General features: G+C 38.9%; 17 protein-coding genes. 15 read left to right on the top strand and 2 right to left on the bottom strand.

Translation table 11 applies throughout. From position 1 onward, the window contains the following. The first annotated feature begins 25 nt into the window (after nt 1-25). From dhaS to treC, 4 genes are all read left to right on the top strand, one after another. On the top strand, nt 26-577 hold the full coding sequence (dhaS, locus tag AKA01nite_RS02165; RefSeq protein WP_186805058.1) for a dihydroxyacetone kinase transcriptional activator DhaS: 552 nt from the start codon (nt 26-28) through the stop codon (nt 575-577). Between the two features lie 44 nt (nt 578-621). Next, nucleotides 622-2,127: a glycerol kinase GlpK gene (gene glpK, locus AKA01nite_RS02160; protein WP_146923350.1), complete on the top strand. Its 1,506-nt coding sequence runs from the start codon at nt 622-624 to the stop codon at nt 2,125-2,127. Between the two features lie 563 nt (nt 2,128-2,690). Next, the gene (gene treP, locus AKA01nite_RS02155) at nt 2,691-4,199 is read left to right on the top strand and encodes a PTS system trehalose-specific EIIBC component (protein ID WP_146923348.1); all 1,509 of its coding nucleotides are present in this window, start codon (nt 2,691-2,693) and stop codon (nt 4,197-4,199) included. Between the two features lie 137 nt (nt 4,200-4,336). Then, nucleotides 4,337-5,989, top strand: a complete 1,653-nt coding sequence (gene treC / locus AKA01nite_RS02150; RefSeq protein ID WP_146923347.1) for an alpha,alpha-phosphotrehalase — start codon at nt 4,337-4,339, stop codon at nt 5,987-5,989. A gap of 121 nt (nt 5,990-6,110) precedes the next feature. Here the strand turns inward: treC and AKA01nite_RS02145 are convergent, their stop codons facing one another. Further along, entirely contained in the window at nt 6,111-6,683 is a 573-nt protein-coding gene (locus tag AKA01nite_RS02145; RefSeq protein WP_146923345.1) for a TetR/AcrR family transcriptional regulator, read from the bottom strand. 187 nt (nt 6,684-6,870) lie between these two features. Here AKA01nite_RS02145 and AKA01nite_RS02140 point away from each other — a divergent pair, with 187 nt between their 5' ends. From AKA01nite_RS02140 to AKA01nite_RS02120, 5 genes are all read left to right on the top strand, one after another. Then, complete coding sequence (locus AKA01nite_RS02140) at nt 6,871-7,809, top strand: ABC transporter ATP-binding protein (protein ID WP_146923343.1); 939 nt, start codon at nt 6,871-6,873, stop codon at nt 7,807-7,809. Then, nucleotides 7,796-8,689, top strand: a complete 894-nt coding sequence (locus AKA01nite_RS02135) for an ABC transporter ATP-binding protein (protein ID WP_146923341.1) — start codon at nt 7,796-7,798, stop codon at nt 8,687-8,689. The genes AKA01nite_RS02140 and AKA01nite_RS02135 overlap by 14 nt, the downstream gene beginning before the upstream one ends. Continuing rightward, the gene (locus tag AKA01nite_RS02130) at nt 8,690-10,183 is read left to right on the top strand and encodes an ABC transporter permease subunit (protein ID WP_146923340.1); all 1,494 of its coding nucleotides are present in this window, start codon (nt 8,690-8,692) and stop codon (nt 10,181-10,183) included. A gap of 349 nt (nt 10,184-10,532) precedes the next feature. Then, nucleotides 10,533-11,000, top strand: coding sequence for a Dps family protein (locus AKA01nite_RS02125; protein ID WP_146923435.1), 468 nt, complete (start codon nt 10,533-10,535; stop codon nt 10,998-11,000). 116 nt (nt 11,001-11,116) lie between these two features. After that, nucleotides 11,117-11,677 (top strand): TetR/AcrR family transcriptional regulator, encoded by a 561-nt coding sequence (locus tag AKA01nite_RS02120; protein ID WP_186805057.1) that lies wholly within the window; start codon nt 11,117-11,119, stop codon nt 11,675-11,677. A 163-nt stretch (nt 11,678-11,840) separates the two neighbouring features. On the opposite strand, the gene treR is transcribed toward AKA01nite_RS02120, so the two are convergent. After that, nucleotides 11,841-12,581: a trehalose operon repressor gene (gene treR / locus AKA01nite_RS02115; protein WP_146923336.1), complete on the bottom strand. Its 741-nt coding sequence runs from the start codon at nt 12,579-12,581 to the stop codon at nt 11,841-11,843. 295 nt (nt 12,582-12,876) lie between these two features. Here treR and AKA01nite_RS02110 point away from each other — a divergent pair, with 295 nt between their 5' ends. The 6 genes from AKA01nite_RS02110 to AKA01nite_RS02085 all read left to right on the top strand — a co-directional run bounded on the left by AKA01nite_RS02110 (nt 12,877) and on the right by AKA01nite_RS02085 (nt 21,629). Beyond that, nucleotides 12,877-14,184 carry an ABC transporter substrate-binding protein gene (locus AKA01nite_RS02110; protein WP_146923334.1) on the top strand — a complete coding sequence of 436 codons (1,308 nt, stop codon included), beginning with the start codon at nt 12,877-12,879 and terminating at the stop codon, nt 14,182-14,184. Nucleotides 14,185-14,190: 6 nt separating this feature from the next. Beyond that, complete coding sequence (locus tag AKA01nite_RS02105; protein ID WP_146923332.1) at nt 14,191-15,057, top strand: carbohydrate ABC transporter permease; 867 nt, start codon at nt 14,191-14,193, stop codon at nt 15,055-15,057. After that, on the top strand, nt 15,057-15,881 hold the full coding sequence (locus tag AKA01nite_RS02100) for a carbohydrate ABC transporter permease (RefSeq protein WP_146923329.1): 825 nt from the start codon (nt 15,057-15,059) through the stop codon (nt 15,879-15,881). Before AKA01nite_RS02105 ends, AKA01nite_RS02100 begins: the two co-directional genes overlap by 1 nt. Nucleotides 15,882-16,272: 391 nt before the next feature. Continuing rightward, nucleotides 16,273-17,661, top strand: a complete 1,389-nt coding sequence (gene mnmE / locus AKA01nite_RS02095) for a tRNA uridine-5-carboxymethylaminomethyl(34) synthesis GTPase MnmE (protein ID WP_146923327.1) — start codon at nt 16,273-16,275, stop codon at nt 17,659-17,661. A 227-nt stretch (nt 17,662-17,888) separates the two neighbouring features. Beyond that, entirely contained in the window at nt 17,889-19,787 is a 1,899-nt protein-coding gene (gene mnmG, locus AKA01nite_RS02090; RefSeq protein ID WP_146923325.1) for a tRNA uridine-5-carboxymethylaminomethyl(34) synthesis enzyme MnmG, read from the top strand. A 768-nt stretch (nt 19,788-20,555) separates the two neighbouring features. Next, complete coding sequence (locus AKA01nite_RS02085; protein ID WP_146923324.1) at nt 20,556-21,629, top strand: mechanosensitive ion channel family protein; 1,074 nt, start codon at nt 20,556-20,558, stop codon at nt 21,627-21,629. Nucleotides 21,630-21,669 lie beyond the last annotated feature (40 nt).

Below are 21,669 nucleotides of genomic sequence, written 5' to 3'. Positions count from 1 at the left end.
ATTTCTTAGGAAAGGGGCTAAACAGGTGAAACAACAAAATGATACGAAAAAAGTGATTGCTGATGCTTTTCAGGAATTGACAACTAAGAAAGCAATAGATAAAATTTCTATAACAGATATCATGAAACAAGCTGATTTTAGACGTCAAACTTTCTATGATTATTTTGACGATAAATATGACTTAGTCACTTGGATTTTTTATTATGATTTATTTGAAAAGGTTCAACCAATAATAACTTGGGAAAATTGGGAAAATCTCTTGATGCATCTGTTAATTTATCTTGAACAAAATAAAGCGTACTATAAAAAAATATTTCTTAATAAAAAATTGGATTCTTTCAAAGAGTATTTTATCTACTCTATAAAAAAAATGACGAAGCAAGTGATAGATGATTATTTTAAAAAACAGTCACTTTCATCAGAAAAAGAAGAAATAATTCATACTGCTATTAGTTTTTATAGTTACGGTCTATCTGAAAGTCTTTATCACTGGGTATTAGAAAATTGTAATCCCAGTGGCCAACATTATCAGAAAATGCTCGTACAGCTTGTAAAGTATCGAACGAACATCAATTAAAGAAATCATTCTATTTACTATATAAAAAGGAAAGTGATGAGTCTATGGTAGAATATATTTTATCGATCGATCAAGGGACAACCACGACTCGTGCCTTTATCATCGATAATAAAGGCAATTATATTGGAACAGCGAGTCAAAAATTCCAGCAAATCGTTCCTGAAAACGGTTGGGTAGAACACGACCCAGAAACTATTTGGAAAAGCGTGTGCAATGTGATAGGCAAAGTGATAAAAAAATCAGGTATCACTTATTCTCAAATCAAAGCACTTGGCATAACGAATCAACGTGAAACGACAGTAGTTTGGAATAAAATTACCGGTGAACCTCTATATAATGCAATCGTTTGGAGTTCAAATCAATCGTTAGAAATTATCAATAAACTAAAATCTGATAAAAACGAAGCCTATATACATCAAAATACGGGGCTTATTATGAGTGCGTATTTTTCGGCTAGTAAAATACGTTGGATCCTTGATCACCATGAAGGGGCTCAAAAAGACGCTGAAAAAGGAAACCTGCTTTTTGGAACCATTGACAGTTGGCTGATTTGGAAGTTAACTAATGGAAAACTGCATGTCACCGACCATACCAACGCATCTAGAACCATGCTGTTCAATATTCATAGTTTAAAATGGGATGAAACGTTACTGCAACTCTTTGATATTCCGAAAGTCATGCTGCCCAATGTATACCCTAGTGCTTATTATTATGGTGAGACAGAACCCGAACGTTTTGGTGGTATCGCTATCCCTATTACTGGGGTGGCTGGAAACCAGCAGGCCTCTTTATTTGGTCAACTGGCTTTTCAATCGGGACAAGTCAAAAGTACGTATGGACAAGGGACGTTTATTGTTATGAATACGGGGACTGAAGCAAAGTTATCAGATAATCGTTTATTAACAACTATTGCTTACTCTACGGAAGAAGAAGTTAGTTATGCATTGGAAGGATCTGCTTTAATTTCTGGTAGAGCCATTGAATGGTTAAAAGATGGTCTGGAGTTATTTGAAGATATTGAAGAGTCCGAAACGTTAGCGCTCGAAGCTGATGAAAAATCTCCAATCTATGTTCTACCAACCTTCAGTGGTATTGCCACGCCATATTGGGAACCCGATATTCGGGGAGCTATTTTAGGAATTGATGAGAATACTGGAAAAAGAGAACTGGTATATGCTACTTTTGAATCCATAGCTTATCAAGTCAGGGATATTATTGCTTTGATGGAATTAGATACAGGCATTGAACTTGATATTTTACGTGTTGATGGAGGTGCTGCGCAAAGTAATTTCTTGATCCAGTTTCAAGCAGATATACTCGACAAGACAGTAACACGCGTTGAACGCTTGGAAACAACTGGTTTGGGTGCCGCATATTTAGCGGGATTAACTGTAGGCTACTGGAAAGACTTGGATGAATTAACTGCCTTAGTTTCTGAAAGTGAAGTGTTTAAACCGAATATGTTAAAATCAAAACGCCTGAGAAAATTAAAAGGCTGGCATAATGCGCTCGAAACAATACGCTATTATTCTGGATTGAATACAGATTAGTTTCAACACAATGTTTAAATATAAATCCCATGAAATTCATATGATTGAAAAATGCATTAAAACAGCGATTAGAACTAAACTCCTAATAGATCAAAGTTGCTTTAAGTATTCTGATGGAGCTAGAGGAGAGAAAGATGAAATAAAAGAAGGTCAGTGCCACGAACATCGTGGCACTGACCTTCTTCTATCAAAACTATTGTATTCCTGTTAGTATTCGCTTTTTATGTGACACTATTAGCGTGTCAACCCAGACAAGAAAATATCTTGTTTTTGTAAAGGTGCGTTGTTGATTGCTTTAATAAAAATAACCTCGAAATTTTTGTACTAATTAAATTAACATCGTTAATATCAGATTTTTAACTAGACTCGCTAAAATGAATGTTCCTGATTTTACGCATTCAACTCAATAAATTTAATATTGCGAACCATTATTTTGACGTTTAACACTCAATTGCATTATCTTTTTGAATCAATAAAAAAAACGCTTGCATTTTATTTTGAATTATATTATAGTTAACTCACTAAAACTTGTATAGACAAGTTGTTAAGAGGAGGAAATAGTTGTGGCAGATTTCAAACAAGATTCCAAAGAACTGCTGGATGCGATCGGCGGCAAGGATAATGTCAACGCGGTCACTCACTGCGCGACGCGGATGCGTTTTGTCCTGGATGACCCATCTATTGCAAACAAAGAAAGGATCGAAGAGATCCCTTCTGTTAAGGGAACATTTACACAGGCAGGTCAGTTTCAGGTTATTATTGGTAATCGAGTAGCAGACTTTTATAATGAATTTTCAGAAATATCAGGACTTGAAGGTGTAAGTAAAGATGATGTGAAGAGTGCCGGCAAGCAAAACATGAACAGCTTACAACGGGTCATGGCAGCTTTGGCAGAAATATTCACCCCACTTATTCCGGCAATTATTATCGGCGGTCTGATTTTAGGATTTAGAAACGTCTTGGAACAAGTCCAGTTCGCAGCTTTAGGACAAGCAATGGTGGATGGCCAGGCAGCATTCACAACTGCAGGAGAGCCGATCTATAATACGATCGTTGATGTTTCCCAGTTCTGGAGCGGGGTCAATGCTTTCTTGTGGCTTCCAGGAGAAGCGATTTTCCACTTCCTGCCTGTCGGCATCACGTGGAGTGTCACGCGTAAGATGGGAACCACTCAGATTTTAGGTATTGTATTAGGTATTACCTTAGTCTCACCACAGTTAATGAATGCATATGGTGTTACAGATATTTTAGCAGGCGACGTTAATCAATGGGACTTTGGCTTTTTCCAGTTAGACATGATCGGATATCAGGCTCAAGTTATTCCAGCGATGCTTGCAGGATTCTTGCTCGTCTATCTTGAAAAATGGCTGAGACGTGTGATACCTGAGGCCATATCCATGATTTTTGTTCCGCTGTTCGCATTGATTCCAACAGTCTTTGTGGCCCATGCTATTATTGGACCGATTGGCTGGCAGCTGGGTATCTGGTTATCACAAGTCGTTCAATGGGGACTGACAGGAACATTCAACTGGGTCTTTGGTTTTGTCTTTGGCGGACTTTATGCACCACTAGTCATTACTGGACTACACCACATGACCAATGCGATAGACTTGCAGCTTGTTGCTGAATATGAACAGACGATTCTCTGGCCAATGATTGCTTTGTCAAACATTGCTCAAGGTTCAGCTGTATTAGGTATTATCTGGATGCACCGAGGAAATGATAAAGAACAGCAGATCTCTATTCCGGCAATGATCTCAGCTTATCTTGGAGTTACCGAACCGGCACTCTTTGGTATCAACATCAAATTTGTTTATCCATTTGTAGCAGGCATGATCGGCTCAGCCTTCGCAGGTATGACATCGGTAGCACTAAATGTGGCATCCTTTAATATCGGTGTCGGAGGACTTCCGGGAATTCTTTCTATTATTCCTGAATTTTGGATCGGCTTCTTGATATCTATGGCAATCGCTATTGCTGTTCCTTTCATACTCGTTATCATCTTTGAGAAAAAAGGTATCATGACTAAATGGGAAAATGATCACTTACCAATTCCAAAACTAGGAAATTAATAATTTTATAAATCAATATGATTACTTTCAGGGAGAGAGGATATTTTCAATAAATGAGTTGGGTTCCAGTGAATTTACTGGAGCATATTCATTTAAAGAAGTATCCTTTTTTCTTAAAGAGAGAAAGGACGAATACAATGCAGAACTTTCACGATAAGGTGATTTATCAAGCCTATCCCAAGTCTTTTAAAGATACAACGGGAAACGGTATAGGCGATTTGAATGGCGTTATAGAAAAACTGCCTTATATAAAAGATTTAGGCGCAGATATGATCTGGTTAAATCCTTTTTATAAATCTCCGCAGAACGACAACGGTTATGATATAGAAGATTACACATCAATCGATCCATTGTTCGGGACATGGGATGATTTCGACAGACTGGTTGAAGAATCAGATAAACTCGAGATCGGATTGATGCTGGACATGGTTTTAAACCATACGTCAACAGAGCATGAATGGTTTCAAAAAGCTCTAGCGGGTGACAAGAAATATCAGGATTTTTATATTTTAAGAGACGCACAGAAAGATGGGAGTCTGCCGACGAATTGGGAATCTAAATTCGGCGGACCGGCCTGGTCTAAATTCGGCGATACAGATAAGTATTATCTGCATCTATATGACGTGACACAGGCAGATTTGAACTGGCGTAACCCTGAAGTACGTAAAGAGCTTTATAAAGTGGTCAACTTCTGGCTGGAAAAAGGAGTCAAGGGTTTCCGTTTTGACGTGATCAATGTTATCGGAAAAGCGGAAGAACTGAAGGATGCAGAGGATGGCGTTGGCAAATCCCATTATACCGATACCCCGATCGTTCACGAATATATCAAAGAACTGAACAGAGAGACCTTTGGACGCTACGATGACATTGTAACGGTGGGAGAGATGAGTTCGACTACAGTTGAAAACGGCATAAAATATTCTAATCCCGACTCGAATGAGTTGTCCATGATCTTCAGCTTTCACCATTTGAAAGTGGATTATAAAGATGGGGAAAAATGGACCACGATGCCTTTTGACTTTATCAAGTTGAAACAAATCTTGGACGAGTGGCAGGCTGGAATGGCGGCAGGTGGTGGCTGGAACGCTCTGTTCTGGAACAATCACGATCAGCCACGGGCAAATAACCGCTTTGGTGATGTGAAAAACTATCCAGTTAAAACAGCGACTATGCTGGCGCAGACTGTCCACCTCCTGCGTGGTACGCCGTTTATTTACCAGGGTGAAGAAATCGGAATGACAAATCCAGACTATTCTGAATTGAATGATTACAAAGATATTGAAACACATAATGCGTTTATTGAACTGAAAGAAGCAGGTGCGTCCGATGAAAAAGCACTTGAAATCATCAGAGATAAATCACGTGATAATGCTAGAACACCGATGCAGTGGAATGAGTCAGAACATGCCGGCTTTACTGAAGGAGAACCTTGGTTAAAAGTGGCAGATAATTACAAGAAAATCAATACAGAGAGTTCAAAAGAGAGTGAAAAGATACGTTCTTACTACAAAGAACTGATCCGTTTACGCAAAGAGATGGCGATTATTCAAGAAGGAAATTATAAAGCCATCGCATTAGATCATCCAAGCATCTATGCTTATGTAAGAGAACACGAAAATCAGAAACTGCTTGTCTTAAACCATTTTTACTCAGATGAAGATAAAATAACCCTGCCGGACGAACTTCTAGAAGGAGAGAGCAGCTATGTGATAGGCAACAGAGGAGACAGGGAGCTTGAAAAAGAGTTTGTGATGGGGCCCTATGAGACGGCTGCCTTTTTAATAAAGTAATGGACACTTCCTGAATAAAACATAAAAACTGCGGACCCCGTCTAGAGTAAGATATCAAACCTTACTCTAGACGGGTTTTTTATAGTTGGATAGGTGAGTGTAGACTTTAGAATCGTTTGTTTCACCATAACTTCTCTAATGTCTCTTCGTAAAGACTGATCATTTCTTCTTTACTGATATTGTTTTTATTAATTTTGTACCAGTAGACTGATTTAATCGTTATTCCCATAACGATTTGGCTTTTATATTCATTGACAATAATGGCATTACCGTAGTTTTTCCCTGTATTCACATGTTTCTTCAACATGCTTTGCCCGTATTCCTGAATGCCTTTCAACTCTGTTATGATATCAGACTTGATTTGCACACTGAAAATGAGTTCCAGTAAATTATCCGGCTGTTTCAGAAGTTGTTTGAAAACTAGAATAAAGAACTGATAAGCCTTATCTTCTGACTTTTGATTTAAGTCCTTAAAGACGTTATCGAAAATCAGGTTCATTTTATGTCTAATAAAGAAAGTGAGAAAATCATACTTGTCTAAAAAATGACTGTAAAAGGTAGGGCGTCGGATCATAGCGGCATCACATAATTCTGTAACTAGTATATTTTCGAATTCTTTCTTATTCAATAACTCTTCGAAAGCATGAATAAGAGAGCGGTAGGTTTTTTGCACTCTTAAATCTAATGTCTCCATTATATAAGTCATCTCCCGTTATTTTAATGAACATATTATCTGAAAAAGTTAATTAATTATCAGATATAAAATAATGTCTCTTGTTCGTATGGGTCTTTCAGGTAGTGTTACAAATATAACAGATGTTAATTAAAAAACAAAAACAATTTACTAATACTTATAATTTATAATGAAAGAAGGCGTAGTTATGACTGTCATAAAGGTAAACCATGCAACAAAAGATTATGGACATGGACGTGGAATATTTGATGTTTCCTTTGAAGTATTAAAGGGTGAAGCTTTTGGATTTTTAGGGCCGAATGGTGCTGGAAAATCTACAACTATAAGGCATCTTATGGGTTTTTCAAAACTTGATGATGGAGAATTATCTATTAATGGTAAAAACAGCTGGAAATCAGCTGCTAACATCAAACACGATGTAGGTTACTTACCCGGTGAACTGGCTTTTCCAAAAGGAATGACGGGGGATCAGTTTATTGAATACATGGCAAAGGAAAGACAGCTGACTGACATGACAAGGATAAAAGAGCTTAAGAAAATATTCGAAGTAGACAGTTCAAAGAAGATCAAAGAAATGAGTCTAGGAATGAAAAGAAAATTAGCGGTAGTTACTGCTTTTATGCATAGCCCTCGTATTTTGATTTTAGATGAACCCACTTCAGGCCTAGACCCTGTCATGCAGGAACGATTTATTCAATTTACCTTGAAAGAGAAAGCGGAAGGAAAAACAATTCTACTGTCCAGTCATATCTTTACAGAAGTTGAGGCGACGTGTGATCGGATCGCGATAATCAAAGATGGCGTAGTGGTTTCGACAGTTGAAGCGTTGGCATTGAAACAGAATAAGAACAAATCTTTTAAAATTGAGTTTGATAGTTTCAAAGATTACCAAACGTTTATAGAAAATACGGCCTTTACTCTGTCAGTCAAACGACCCGAACAAAATCAAGTTAAATTAAGTTTAACGGATCAGAAGATGCAGCAATTATTTATAGAATTAAGTGAAGTAAAGCTCAAATTTATTTCAGAAATCAAATTCATACTGGAAGATTACTTTATGGATTTTTATGACCGCAAGAAAACGGTAGCTGCAGGAGAGGAGAACTTACAAGATGGCTTACATTGATATTACTCACTTGACTAAAGATTATGGAAAAGGGCAGGGAATATTCGATCTGACTTTAGATGTTGAAGAAGGAGAAATTTATGGCTTTGTCGGGGTCAATGGTGCCGGAAAAACGACAGCGATCCGGCATATGATGGGGTTCATAAAGCCTGATGAGGGGGGTATCACGATCAATGGACTGGATGCCACTAAAAACAGCGCAGAAATCAAGCGTTTTGTCGCTTATGTCCCAGGTGAAATAAACTTCCCAGGTAACACGACAGGAGAAGAATTTTTAAAAGAACAAATCTATTTATCCAACAGAGGAAATTTTGAACGAGCAAAAGAATTGGTCGATCTTTTGCAATTAGATATGACGGCGAAGGTGCGTGCGATGAGTAAGGGGATGAAGCAAAAGACAGCCATCGTATCAGCATTCGCATCAGAAGCTGATATTTTGATCATGGATGAACCAAGTACTGGTTTAGATCCTCTCATGCGTGATGTGTTTCTCGATCTTTTAAAAGAAGAAAAAGCGAAAGGAAAGACAATCTTTATGTCGAGTAATATCTTTCAAGAAGTAGAAGAAGTCGCTGATCGAGTGGCAGTCATTCGAGAAGGGGAAATCGTTGAAGTCACTGATATGACAAAAATCCGTTATAACAAAAATAAAAGATATCGAATGGAATTTAAATCACGCACTGATTTTGAACGGTTTCTAAACTTAGACTATAAATTTGATGAAGTGAAAGCAGAAGATCTGCAAGTATTTGTTGGCGTAAACGATAAAGATATCAATCAATTAATCAAAGATTTGAAACAATTCGATTTAGTCTATTTCAAAGAAATCAAATTTTCGTTTAGAGATTATGTGACGCAAGTATTCAAGGATGAAATATAAATGTTTTCAAAACCACTTTTCAAGCAGAGCGTTAAAACAAACTGGAAGCTCTGGGCCATTATTACAACCGTTGCGTCTATCATCTTATCTGGTTTTATCATCGGTTATGATGCGACAGGCTATGCATCCATTGCTTCAGCTGCTGAAGGTACGGCCTTTTCCAGCCTGCTGTCATCAATGGACAGTCTCCTAGGCAATTTAGAGAATTTTTACAAGATGATCGCACTTATTCTGGGGATCGTTTATGTTGTGTTTACAGCAAATACTCTTGTGGTAAGCGAAGTCGACTCTGGCTCGATGGCCTATACGTTATCGACACCCATTAAACGTTCAAGCGTTATTTTCACTAAATCACTTTACCTTATTCTCTCGGTTTTTTTAATGTATATCATCGTTTCTCTAGTCGGTTTAGGTGCTTCCCAGTTACAGTATAACAACGTGACCGGCTATCCGATCACAGAGGATATAGAAGCGGCAGCAGAATCACTGGATCAAGACGAACGTTACATTTCTGGACGTTTGTATATGATTGCAGATAACGAACAAGCGATGCGCGATGCAGCTACAGACAGGAACATGGATTTAGATGCCTACTCACTTTATTTAGAAGAGGTGATCAATGATCGTTCTTATAAAGAAGCGGCTGATGCCATTACAGATGAGAGACTGGAACTCTATAAAGATGATGCGGATATGGATGATGACGAGATAGAAATCACGTCAGAAGAATTAATGGAAAAACCTCGAATGATTTTACAAAGCAATGATGCATTGACAGCCGGTGCTCGGGTGAAGGGGATTTCTGTAAATGATTATCAGCAATTTGTGAATGATGAAATGGCTGTAGTTGAAGCCGAGGAAACAGACGAGTCAGTGCTAGGGATAAATGAAGAAAATCAAGAAAATGCTCAACCTGAAGTTAAAGTGACAGAAGACAATGCTAGACTTTTATTACAAACGGTGGTCGACGCTTCTGCGACAGCTTTAAATATGGATAGTAGTCAAGTCGACGATAATCTAATTTTAGTGAAAAATCCGACTGCTTTAGAAGCATCAGTTCGAGCAACAGGGTTAAATGAAGAACAAATCATTACAATGACCAATAATACAATAGTGTCATCAGCAAGAGCTGTTGATGAGGCTCTTGAGTTTGATAGAGAAACATATTTTTGGTTGAGTTTGGGTCTACTGAGCCTGATTTTGGCTATAAGTTCCATTTCATTCTTCGCGTCAACTTTGTTTAATCGCACAGGATTAGCTTTGGCTGTTGGTGGAGGACTTCCCTTCGCTTTCTTCTTGCTCACCATGGTTCAGCAGTTGATGGATGATGCGCCAGCGATACTCGAGTATCTGACATTAACGACCCTCTTTGATACAGATGCGATACTCGCCAGCGGAAAGTTTGGGTGGGGGCTGGTTGCTTTAGGCGTAATTGCCTTCAGTTTATACACAGCAGCAAACGTTGTCTTTACAAAGAAAGATTTACCCCTCTAGTGTTTTAAATCTTAGGAAGTAAGCAAGTTAAAAATATAAATAGAATAATAAATAAAGATGATAGGCAAAGAGGAGGGGACTCAAAAATAAATAAATCATCCTTAGCTCAAAAGAATTCGAATTATAGAGCCTTATACTTGAAAGAATCTATTGCTTCTGATAAAGTATACTTATGATATGTAAGTAATCACTTAATAACATATCATAATAAGTTAATCGAATAAGCGAAATAAGAACAAGCAAAGAATATTCGATTAATAAGGCCTTCTACTTGAAAAAAAGAAGGGCTTCCAGTATAGTGAATATGGATTAAGTAAGTAAACACTAACATTATAGGAGGATGTCAAAAATGAAATACGAAGAGACAAAGAAAGTTCTCAATCAGTTGACCGCAGACCTATCACAAGCTTCAGCAGCTATCCACCAAATTCACTGGTATTTACGTGGAAAAGACTTCAAAAATTACCACGAATTAATGGATGAATACCGTGACGCCATTGAAGAACAATTGGATGAAGTCGCCGAAAGATTGATCATTATAGACGGCTCACCTGTTTCAACATTGGAAGAATTCGCTGAGAAGTCAAACATTGAAAGTGTTCCGGGCAAATGGGACAAATCAATTGATGAACATCTTGAGCGATTAGTCAGTATTTTCCGTACGTTAGTTGCTGAATATTCAAAAGGTATTGAAGCAGCCCAAAAAGAAGGCGACGAAGTAACAGAAGATATTTTCATTGATGCTAAAGGTGATTTAGAATTAAATATCTGGATGATGCAAGCTGAATTAGGCAAAGCACCTAAAAATGATGCTTAATCAAAGTTAAGCTTCATATTGATTTGAGAAGCTGAAAAAGAAGCTAGTATTCAACTAGCTTCTTTTTTTATAACTATTTACGCGATTCAATGACTAGCAAGTTTAGGAGCATAAAAATGGACAAAAAGAAAAGAATGACTAAAGAAAATCGTCGAAATCATATCATTAATGCAGCAATGGAGCGGTTTTTAGAAGCCAGTTACCATACAACGACAACGGCGAGTATTGCTAAAGCAGCCGGGATATCCGAGGTCACCTTATATCGCTATTTTTCTTCAAAAGAAGAATTATTCAGAGCTGTCATTGAACCGGTACTTTCAGAAAGTTTAGAAGAAATTGAAGAAAATATACAAGAGGAAAGTTTTGACCCTACGATAAAATTGAAACATATTATAAAAAATCGTATCCTGTTTATTTCCAAGAACCATAAAATGATCACGTTGATTTTGAGAGAAAGAAAAATAAATCCGGCAATCATTCCATTTGATTATATAGAAAGAACGCATTCTTTATTAGAAAGTGCCGCAGAAGAAGCCGGAATAAAGATAGAAAACAAAGAGTTAACTTTACGCATGCTGATAGGGAGTATTATCTCATTCTTATACTTTCCTGAAAAGGATAGTGAAAAGATAGAGCACTATGTCAACCAGCTCATAGTTATGTTGAAAAATAACTAGTATCGAATAGTTAGTTAATAATGTTAAAAGAGGAGACCTCAGCCAGAGATCTCCTCTTTTCCTCTTTAAATAGAAAACAAAGTTTACTTCGACTGATTAAAAAAATAAGGTAAATATAAAAGACGGAGCACCTGTTCCACTTTTTTATCGACGCAAGTGTGATTTAAATCAAAGACGTTGAATTTGTATCCATCGGCGGACGACGGCGCGCAAATTCAGTAAAACGAAACTTATCCAAACGGTGTCTCGATTCTGTATATTGGAACAAAGTTGTATCTTCCAGATGAACTTCACTGCGCGTTACCACAACATGGGTATCTCCATGCAACGTCATCAAGTCGCGGTCTTCTTGTGTGGCTGGTTCCACTACAAACTCTTTTCTAGCATAGCTGATAGTGAGTCCCAATTTATTTTCGATATAGTTATATAAGGATTTCTTAGCCTCAGCGTCCGGAAGTTCTGGAATAACTGAAGTCAGCAGATAATCTTTATCCAAAATAACCGCCTCTCCGTCCACTTTCCGCCCGCGAATCACAGCGTGTACTTTGGTATTACTTGTAACTTTCAGCAAAGAAGCAATATGCTCAGGCAGCAACTCAACTTGATTTTTGATAAGTAACGTTTCGCTATTGATATTTTGGGCCTCTTCCAGCTCTTTATAACTGGTCAGACCAGAAATAGGAAATTCGAAACGCTTAATATCTAAAACAATCGAACCTTTACCCTGCTTTTTTTGTATATATCCACTATCCAGCAGTAAATTGAGGGCTTTCCGAATTGTTTCACGCGAAACATTATATTTTTTTGACAGCTTATTTTCACTGGGCAGAAGCTCTCCAGCTTTATACGTCTGGTTCAGAATATCTGATTCGATATCTAAAAATATTTGTTGGAATCTACTCATTAAGGCTTCCCCCGTATCATCATTGATTTCACCACACTCTATTTTATAAGAAAAACGTCGGCTTCTCAACTGCACATCTGATTATTAACAATTATTTATAAAAAAAATAATTTAAATCGATTTTAAAGAGCTGTTTATATAGTAGAAACTGAAAACGAGTCAATAAGAATACATAATCTGGACAGGCTTCAGCATCATATGAATGTAAATAAAGCGTTAAATTTCCGTAATCTATGTATAATATGCTATTATATTCTTAATAAGAAAGGGATTACATAAAAAAGGAGAATGCAAAATGAAAAAATCATTGTTGTTTTCTTTACTCACTGTACCTGTGATACTAACGGCCTGTGGTACAGGAGGTAACGAGGGTGGCTCCTCCACTACGGACAGTGATCAGAATGAGGGGTCAAGTGGAGAAGCTGTAACGGTCGACTTCTTCAACCAGAAACCCGAAATCACTGCACAATTAGAAGAACTCGCAGAAATGTATAGTGCGCAGTCTGATAACAATGCCGAAATCACTATTACTACAATCGGAAGTGGCGAAGGATCTGCTGGTCTTCAGGCCCGTTTTTCTTCTGGTGATGAACCGGCGCTCATGATGCTTAACGGTCTCCCGGAAATCGAACGTTACAGTGATGCATTGATCGATGTATCAGAAATGGACGTTGCCGATACTGTTATCGATGGACTGCTTGAAGGTGGCACAATCGACGGTACTCAGCTTGGCATTCCTCTGAATATTGAAGGATTCGGATGGATGTATAATAAAGATATCTTTGAACAGGCAGGCATCGATCCTGATTCGATCGAATCCTATGATGATTTTGTCTCAGCCGTTGAAACACTTGACAGTCAAAAAGATAAGCTGGGTATTGAACAAGTCTTTGGTTTTAGTGGTGGCGAAAATTACATCGCCAATCAGTTTTCAGCTAATTTCACCAGTCCGGAATTTAATCACAGTATATTGGATGCCTATAACGCAGAGGAACTGACATGGGAATACGGCGATCAGATGAAAAAATACACTGATTTGATCAATGAGTACAATGTTCAACCGATTTTAACTGTGGATTACAGCCGTTCTGTTGAGGAACTGTTTGTCAACGACCAAGTGGCAATGGTGCACCAGGGTGTCTGGATCGTTCCGACATTAAATGAAATCGATCCTGATTTTGCTCAGGAAAAACTCGGTATTCTGCCTGTTTATGGTGAAAGCGATACGGAAGGAAGAATTCCAGCCGGTTCTCCCTGGTATATCGGTATCAACGGGAACCATGACGATGCTGTAGTTGAAGAAGCCAAGAGCTTTATTGACTGGATGTATCTTTCTGACGAAGGACAGGAAATGATACTAGGCGATCTGGCCTTTATCCCTGCTCAGGAAGGATATGATCCAGCAGATATTTCTGACCCGGTATCCCGACAGTTGTATGAGGCTTTGCTTGCCGGCGAAACAGCGGCAATGGTTCATAATCAGTACCCTAGTGGCTGGTTCCAGCAAGTGCTGTATCCAGAGTTCCAGAGCTATTTAGATGGCGAACAATCTTGGGAGGCGTTTGAAGAGAATACATCTCAGGCCTTTTCAGAAATGAGGTAATCGACTATGAAGGGAAAAAAGAAAAACCTGTACTATTGGGCTTTCATTATCCCCTCTCTGCTAGCCATATTTTTCGTTATTGTTCTGCCACTTATTTTAGGAATAGGCACGTCACTGACAAATTCAGATGGATACAATGCTGTATTTGTAGGATTAAGTAATTACAAAAACCTTTTATCCGATAAACAGTTTCTATATAGTTTACGGTTCACTATCCTTTTTGCTGTTGTTGCTGTAGTGCTGATCAATGTCATCGGACTTGGATTAGCATTACTTGTGACACAAAAGATGGGTAAAGTGAGTGTGTTTTTCAGGACGATTTTCTTTATGCCCAATTTGATTGGAGGAATCATTTTGGGCTTTATCTGGCAGTTTATTTTCGTCCGGGCATTTGCCGGTATTGCAAATGCTACGGGCTTATCTTTCTTCAATGCCTGGCTGGCTGATACGACGACCGGGTTTTGGGGCTTGGTTATTGTGTTTTTATGGCAGATGAGCGGATACATCATGATCATCTATATTTCTTTTTTAGCTAATATTCCTAGTGAATTAATAGAAGCGGGCCAAATTGATGGGGCAAATAAATGGCAGGCGTTCTGGAAGATAAAGTTCTCGATGCTTGCCCCGGCTTTTACTGTAAGCTTATTTTTAACTTTAGCCAATGCATTTAAAATATACGATATGAATTTAGCCTTAACTAATGGTGCACCGTATGGCTCAACTGAAATGATCGCTATGAATATTTACAACACAGCGTTCTTTCAATATCGCCAAGGCTATGCCCAATCTAAAGCCATCGTCTTTTTTCTCATCGTTGCGGTGATTTCCTTGACCCAGGTTTTCTTAACACGTAGAAAAGAGGTCGATTTATAATGACACGAGAAAAAACACATAAATGGCTGGTGATCGCGCTTGGCATATTGGTATCCGTAACTTGGATCTATCCTTTCTTCATCATATTTTTTGGTTCTTTAAAAAGCCGGGCGGAGATATTCACCAACACGATATGGATTCCAGAAAACTTTGTCACAGAGAATTATTCCAGAGCGTACGAAGGGCTGGAATATGGAAGAAGTTTCATGAATTCTCTTTTCATCACAACGGCCAGCATTATAATCATTGTAATTTTTTCTTCTATGGCAGCTTATGCCTTGGCGCGTAATAAATCGAAAATCAGTACAGCGATTTATTTCTTCTGTGCACTGACCATGCTGATTCCTTTCCAGTCTGTCATGATCCCACTGGTTTCTATCTTTGGACAGATCGATTTTTTGAACCGATTTGGTTTGATCATCATGAACTGGGGTTTTGCTTCCAGTATGTCTATCTTTTTATTTTACGGAGCGATGCGGTCGATATCGGTCTCTCTGGATGAAGCCGCCTATTTAGATGGAGGCACACCATTTCAGATTTTCTGGCGAGTGATTTTTCCAATATTGAAACCAACAACGGTCACGGTCATTATTTTGAATGCCATACGTCTATGGAACGACTTTTTACTTCCGTCCTTAGTCATTAACCAAGAAGGGATGCGGACGATTCCACTTCGCATGTATTATTTTTTCGGCGAGTATACTGTGCAGTGGGAGCTGGCACTCGCAGGCCTTGTTCTAGCCATTGTCCCGATCATTGTGCTGTATATCTTTATTCAGCGCTACATTGTTGAAGGAGTGACAAAAGGTGCGATCAAGACTTAATTGAATTTCTACTTAATGGACAATACTGTTGAAGATGCCTATTCTCTTCAACAGTATTTTTATAGCAAGTGTAAAATGGATGCTGTAAAAGAATGTTCACATTTTACTTATAATAAATAAGTATAAAAGTTGACAAATCAGTTAATTACGTATATTATTTAACGTATTGATACAAGTAAATGACTTAAATACATTTAAATCGAGGTAGAGCAGTGAAAGTGCTTTTCCACCCAAGGTAGTAGTTTATACTAAATTCGGAGTGGTCCAGGCACTTTTTTTTGTGAAAAAAAATAAGTTCGATACTGGGCATCTGTTGCCAGTTTCACAGTATTCCTTACAGTAAATCGAATAAAATTAACTCAAACATAATAAAAAACAGGAGGTCCATTTGATGGCTATAGAATTTGATACGATTGCTGCAATCTCTACGCCGCCTGGTGAAGGTGGAATCGGTATTGTGCGCATTAGCGGAGATGAAGCCCTGGAAATAGCTGACCGTGTGTATAAAGCAGGGAAAAAACAGCTGATCAACCAGAAAACACACACGATTCATTATGGCCACATAGTGAATCCCAAGACAGATAACCAAATCGATGAAGTCATGGTGACCGTGATGCGGGCACCAAAAACCTATACACGAGAAGATGTCGTGGAAATCAACACGCATGGCGGAATCGTTTCAGTCAACAAGGTACTTGAAACCGTCCTTCATAATGGCGCACGCCTGGCAGAACCAGGGGAGTTCACAAAACGGGCTTTCTTGAATGGACGAATCGATTTATCTCAAGCAGAGGCGGTCATGGATGTCATCCGTGCTAAAACAGATAAGGCCATGCATCTGGCAGTGACGCAGCTTGACGGAAATCTGAGCCGTCTGATCAAGAATCTACGTCAGGATATCTTGAATACATTGGCTCAAGTAGAAGTGAATATCGATTATCCCGAATACGATGATGTTGAAGAAATGACTTCCAGATTACTGGTTGAAAAGGCCAAAGAGGTCAAGGGTCAGGTCGAAGCACTGCTTGAAACGGCGGGTCAGGGGAAAATTTTACGCGAAGGCCTGGCTACAGCGATTATCGGACGTCCAAACGTGGGTAAATCCAGTTTACTGAATGTTCTTCTCAAAGAAGAGAAAGCGATCGTTACAGAAGTGGCCGGGACAACACGAGATGTGATCGAAGAGTATGTGAGCGTTAAAGGCGTTCCATTGCGACTGATCGATACGGCCGGGATCCGAGAAACAGAAGATATCGTTGAGCGTATTGGAGTAGAACGCAGCCGGAAAGCCTTGATCGACGCTGATCTGGTGCTCTTGGTTTTCAATCAGAGCGAACCTCTGACAGAAGAAGATAAAAAGTTGCTTGAAGCAACTGAGGGTCACCACCGCATTATTATATTGAATAAAATGGATCTTGAAAATAAACTGGATCTTGACGAACTGAGTGAGTATGTCGCTCTGGACAGTATTGTTCAAACGTCGATCATCACGGAAGCCGGTTTGGTTGAACTAGAAGCAAAAATTGCGGAATTATTTTTTGCAGGGAATACTGGCGAAAAGGATGCCACCTATGTGTCAAACATCCGGCACATCGCCTTACTAAACGAAACGATTGATGCATTTGATGAAGTTATCAAAGGGATCGAGATGGGCATGCCAGTTGATCTCGTACAGATCGATATGACCAGAGCCTGGGATCTTCTAGGAGAAATCACCGGTGACAGCGTCCAGGACGAACTTATTACCCAGCTCTTCAGCCAGTTCTGCCTCGGGAAATAGAAAAGTTTTTCAACCTGTTATGACTCCGCTGAAAAATAGGAAATTATATCCTAATGAGCATACTGCGCAATGGATTAATTTATCTTTTTTCAGGAGTAGTCAAGGTTGAAAAACTAGACAATAGAAAAGCGAATCAAGCCCGGGACTCCATTGAAAAAGAGCAGCACAACTTTAATGACTTTGAAAAAAGAACTTTTAAAAAAACTTAGTTTAGAAAGGAAAAATCTATGCAAACATACGAAGCAGGTTATTATGATGTAATTGTTGTTGGTGCAGGCCATGCCGGATCAGAAGCCGCACTTGCCTCCGCGCGCATGGGAGCAGAAACTCTCTTAGTAACTATCAATCTGGACATGATCGCGCATATGCCGTGTAATCCCTCACTTGGCGGACCGGCAAAAGGTATCGTAGTCAGAGAAATCGATGCTTTAGGCGGAGAAATGGGCCGCAATATTGATAAAACGTATATTCAAATGCGTATGCTAAACACTGCGAAAGGCCCTGCGGTAAGAGCATTACGTGCTCAAGCTGATAAACACATGTATTCTAACGAAATGAAAAAAACGATTGAAAAAACAAAACATTTGGATCTGAAACAAGGAATCGTAGAAGAGATCATCGTTGAAGACGGCGATATAAAAGGTGTTGTCACGAATACGGGCGCTATTTACAGATCAAAAGCGGTCATATTAACTGCTGGAACATCGTCACGTGGAGAAATTATTATTGGTGAATTGAAATACTCATCTGGCCCAAACAATACGCAGCCGAGTATAAAATTATCTGAAAGTTTACTTGAACATGGTTTCGAATTGGATCGTTTTAAAACAGGGACCCCTCCGCGTATTCATAAGGATTCGATCGATTATTCTGTGACGGAAGAACAGCCAGGAGACAGCGAACCGCATCATTTCAGCTTTGAATCTTTGGATGAAGATTATCTTGAAGAACAAATATCTTGCTGGCTGACTTACACAAGTAACATTTCGCACGATATCATCCGCGATAACTTGCACCGTGCACCTATGTTTACTGGAATCGTTGATGGTGTTGGCGCCCGTTACTGTCCGTCAATTGAAGACAAGGTCGTTCGTTTCAGCGATAAACCAAGACATCAGCTGTTCCTTGAACCCGAAGGCGCTGATACAGATGAGATTTATGTTCAGGGACTTTCTTCATCATTACCTGAAGATGTACAGTTATCTGTACTGCGTTCAGTAGATGGACTCGAAAACGCGCAAATGATGCGAACAGGTTATGCCATTGAGTATGACGTCGTGAAACCTTATCAGCTCCGACCATCACTGGAGACAAAGTTAATCAACGGATTATTCACTGCCGGGCAAATGAATGGAACGTCAGGATACGAAGAAGCGGGTGGCCAAGGATTGGTTGCCGGGATCAATGCCGCACGTCTGGTAAAAGGCGAAGAACCGATCGTTTTGAAACGTAACGAAGCCTATATCGGCGTGATGATCGATGATTTGGTAACGAAAGGCACAAATGAACCTTATCGATTGTTGACGTCTCGAGCAGAATATCGTTTGTTGTTACGTCATGACAATGCTGATTTCCGCTTAACTGAAAAAGGATATGACTTAGGACTCGTTTCCCAGCAGCGTTTCGAAATGTTCCAGACTAAAAAAGAGTTAGTTGAAAAAGAACTGGAACGCCTGAAAACCATTCGTTTAAAACCGAGTGATGTGAGAGAATATCTGGATGCTAAGAATGAACCGCCATTGAAAGACGGTATTTTAGTCTACGATTTCCTGAGACGTCCGTATGTGAAGTACGAAGATATTATTCCTTTTGCTCCTTTAGAAAATGACTTGCCAAAAGATGTGAAAGAGCAAGTTGAAATTCATATTCAGTATGAAGGCTATATCAGCAAAGCGATACGCAAAGCTGAAAAAATCAAGCGTATGGAAAATAAACGTATCCCGGAAGGTATCGATTATTTTGCTATCAACAGTATCGCCACCGAAGCCAGAGAAAAATTAGCTAAAATACAACCTGAAACGATAGCCCAGGCTAGCCGAATCAGTGGCGTCAACCCTTCAGATATTTCTATTCTAATGGTTTACGTCGAGCAAGGTGATGTAAAGAAAGTCAGTAGTAGAATTTAATGAGATAAGGAAAGAGACTGGACATCAGTCTCTTTTTGTCTTACAGGGCTTTGTTTTTTAACCGAAAGATTGGTCCGGGACTAGCCTTAAAGTACTTTTTTATATTTTATGAAAAAAATACACGTGTTCTTCCGTAATAAAGGGTGTTTAGTTTCCTGCTTAAAGGAGAAAATGTTTTTATAAAAGAAGTTCGGCTCATACCGGCCAAAGTGGCATGAGAAAGTGTCGAAGAAAGAGAAGTTCGGCTCATACCAGCCAAAGTGGCATGAGAAAGTGCCGAAGAAAGAGAAGTTCGGCTCATACCGGCTAAAGTGACATGAGAAAGTGCCGAAGAAAGAGAAGTTCGGCTCATACTAGCCGAAGTGACATGAGAAAGTGCCGAAGTAAGAAGAAGTTCGGCTCATATCAGCCGAAATAGCATGAGAAAGCGCCGAAGAAAGAGAAGTTCGGCTCATACCGGCTAAAGTGACATGAGAAAGTGCCGAAGTAAGAAGAAGTTCGGCTCATACCAGCCGAAATAGCATGAGAAAGTGCCGAAGTGGCATGAGAAAGTGTCGAAGATAGATGAGATAGATGAAATTCGGAAATAGACTAATCTAGCAGCAAGAATATCAGTACAATTGAAGAACTAATTAAGATTTGGCAGTCCAAACTGAGAGTACAATACAAGCCGACTGAATAATGACTGATTAACACAACCAGTAGAGTCGTTAATCTTTAAAAAATTTGGTAAACTGGAATAAATCTATGTATGTGAGGAAGAAATGAATGGAACAATTAACAATCCTATTTGAAAAATTTCAAAATAGCGAAATAGGTTTTTGGCTAGGGGCCATTATAGGAATAGCGATTGTCTTATTAGCAAGAGCTGGAGTACATTCAGTCTTGAATAGAGTGGTCAAACAAAAACGTACGCAGCTGTTTCTTGAAACAATCGTCAATTGGATAACATTATTTATACTGGTAATTTATTTCTTTATGTATTTTTCAAAAACATCTATTATTTATCAGACACTTTTCGTATTCGGTAATACAGAAATCACTGTGTTTCTCATTTTAACCGTCCTTTTTGCGATTGTTTTAGCTGTGAAATTTTCAAAAGCAATAAGAGAGTATATTTTACCGACTATCTATGATAAATATGGACTGGACAGAGGCTTGCAGGCATCCATGAATACCTTTTTCCATTATTCCATCATTACCTTGGCAATAGTGATATCCTTGTCGTCGATAGGATTTAACTTAACAAGTCTGACAGTATTAGCCAGTGTCTTGGGCGTGGGGATCGGTTTTGGCCTTCAAAATGTCATGTCTAATTTTATTTCTGGACTAATCATACTTTTTGAGCGGCCGATAAGAGTGGGAGATCGGGTCATTATCGATGATACGATTGCGGATGTAGAAGAAATAAAAATACGGGCAACTGTTGTACGTACACGAGTTAATGAGCGCATGATCATCCCTAATTCATATTTCCTTGAAGAGAAGTTTGTCAACCGGTCTTATACAGACAGACGATTAAGGATCCCTGTAAAAATCGGTGTTGCCTATGGGAGTGACATTGAACGTGTTAAGCAGTTGTTGTACGAAGCAGTGGATGAGTTAAGAGAAGAGACGTGGCCGAATGTTCTTGAAAAACCGGCTCCACGTGTTTTCTTTGAGGAATTTGGAGACTCTTCTCTGGATTTTACGGTCTGGTTCTGGATAGACTCGCAAATTGATGAAAGAGAGTTTACTATACCAAGTGATTTAAGATTTAAAATAGTCAATAAATTTGCTGAGAACGAAATCAGCATTCCATTTCCCCAGCGTGATATCCACGTTGTTTCAACAAACAAATAAAATAAGAAGGTGCTGACTGAATCAAACGTGTCAGCACCTT

It is taken from the genome of Alkalibacterium kapii (assembly GCF_007988865.1).
In the GTDB taxonomy this organism is placed as follows: domain Bacteria; phylum Bacillota; class Bacilli; order Lactobacillales; family Carnobacteriaceae_A; genus Alkalibacterium; species Alkalibacterium kapii.
The sequence above is the reverse complement of the archived record's forward strand: the minus strand, read 5'-3'. Positions and strand labels throughout refer to the sequence as shown.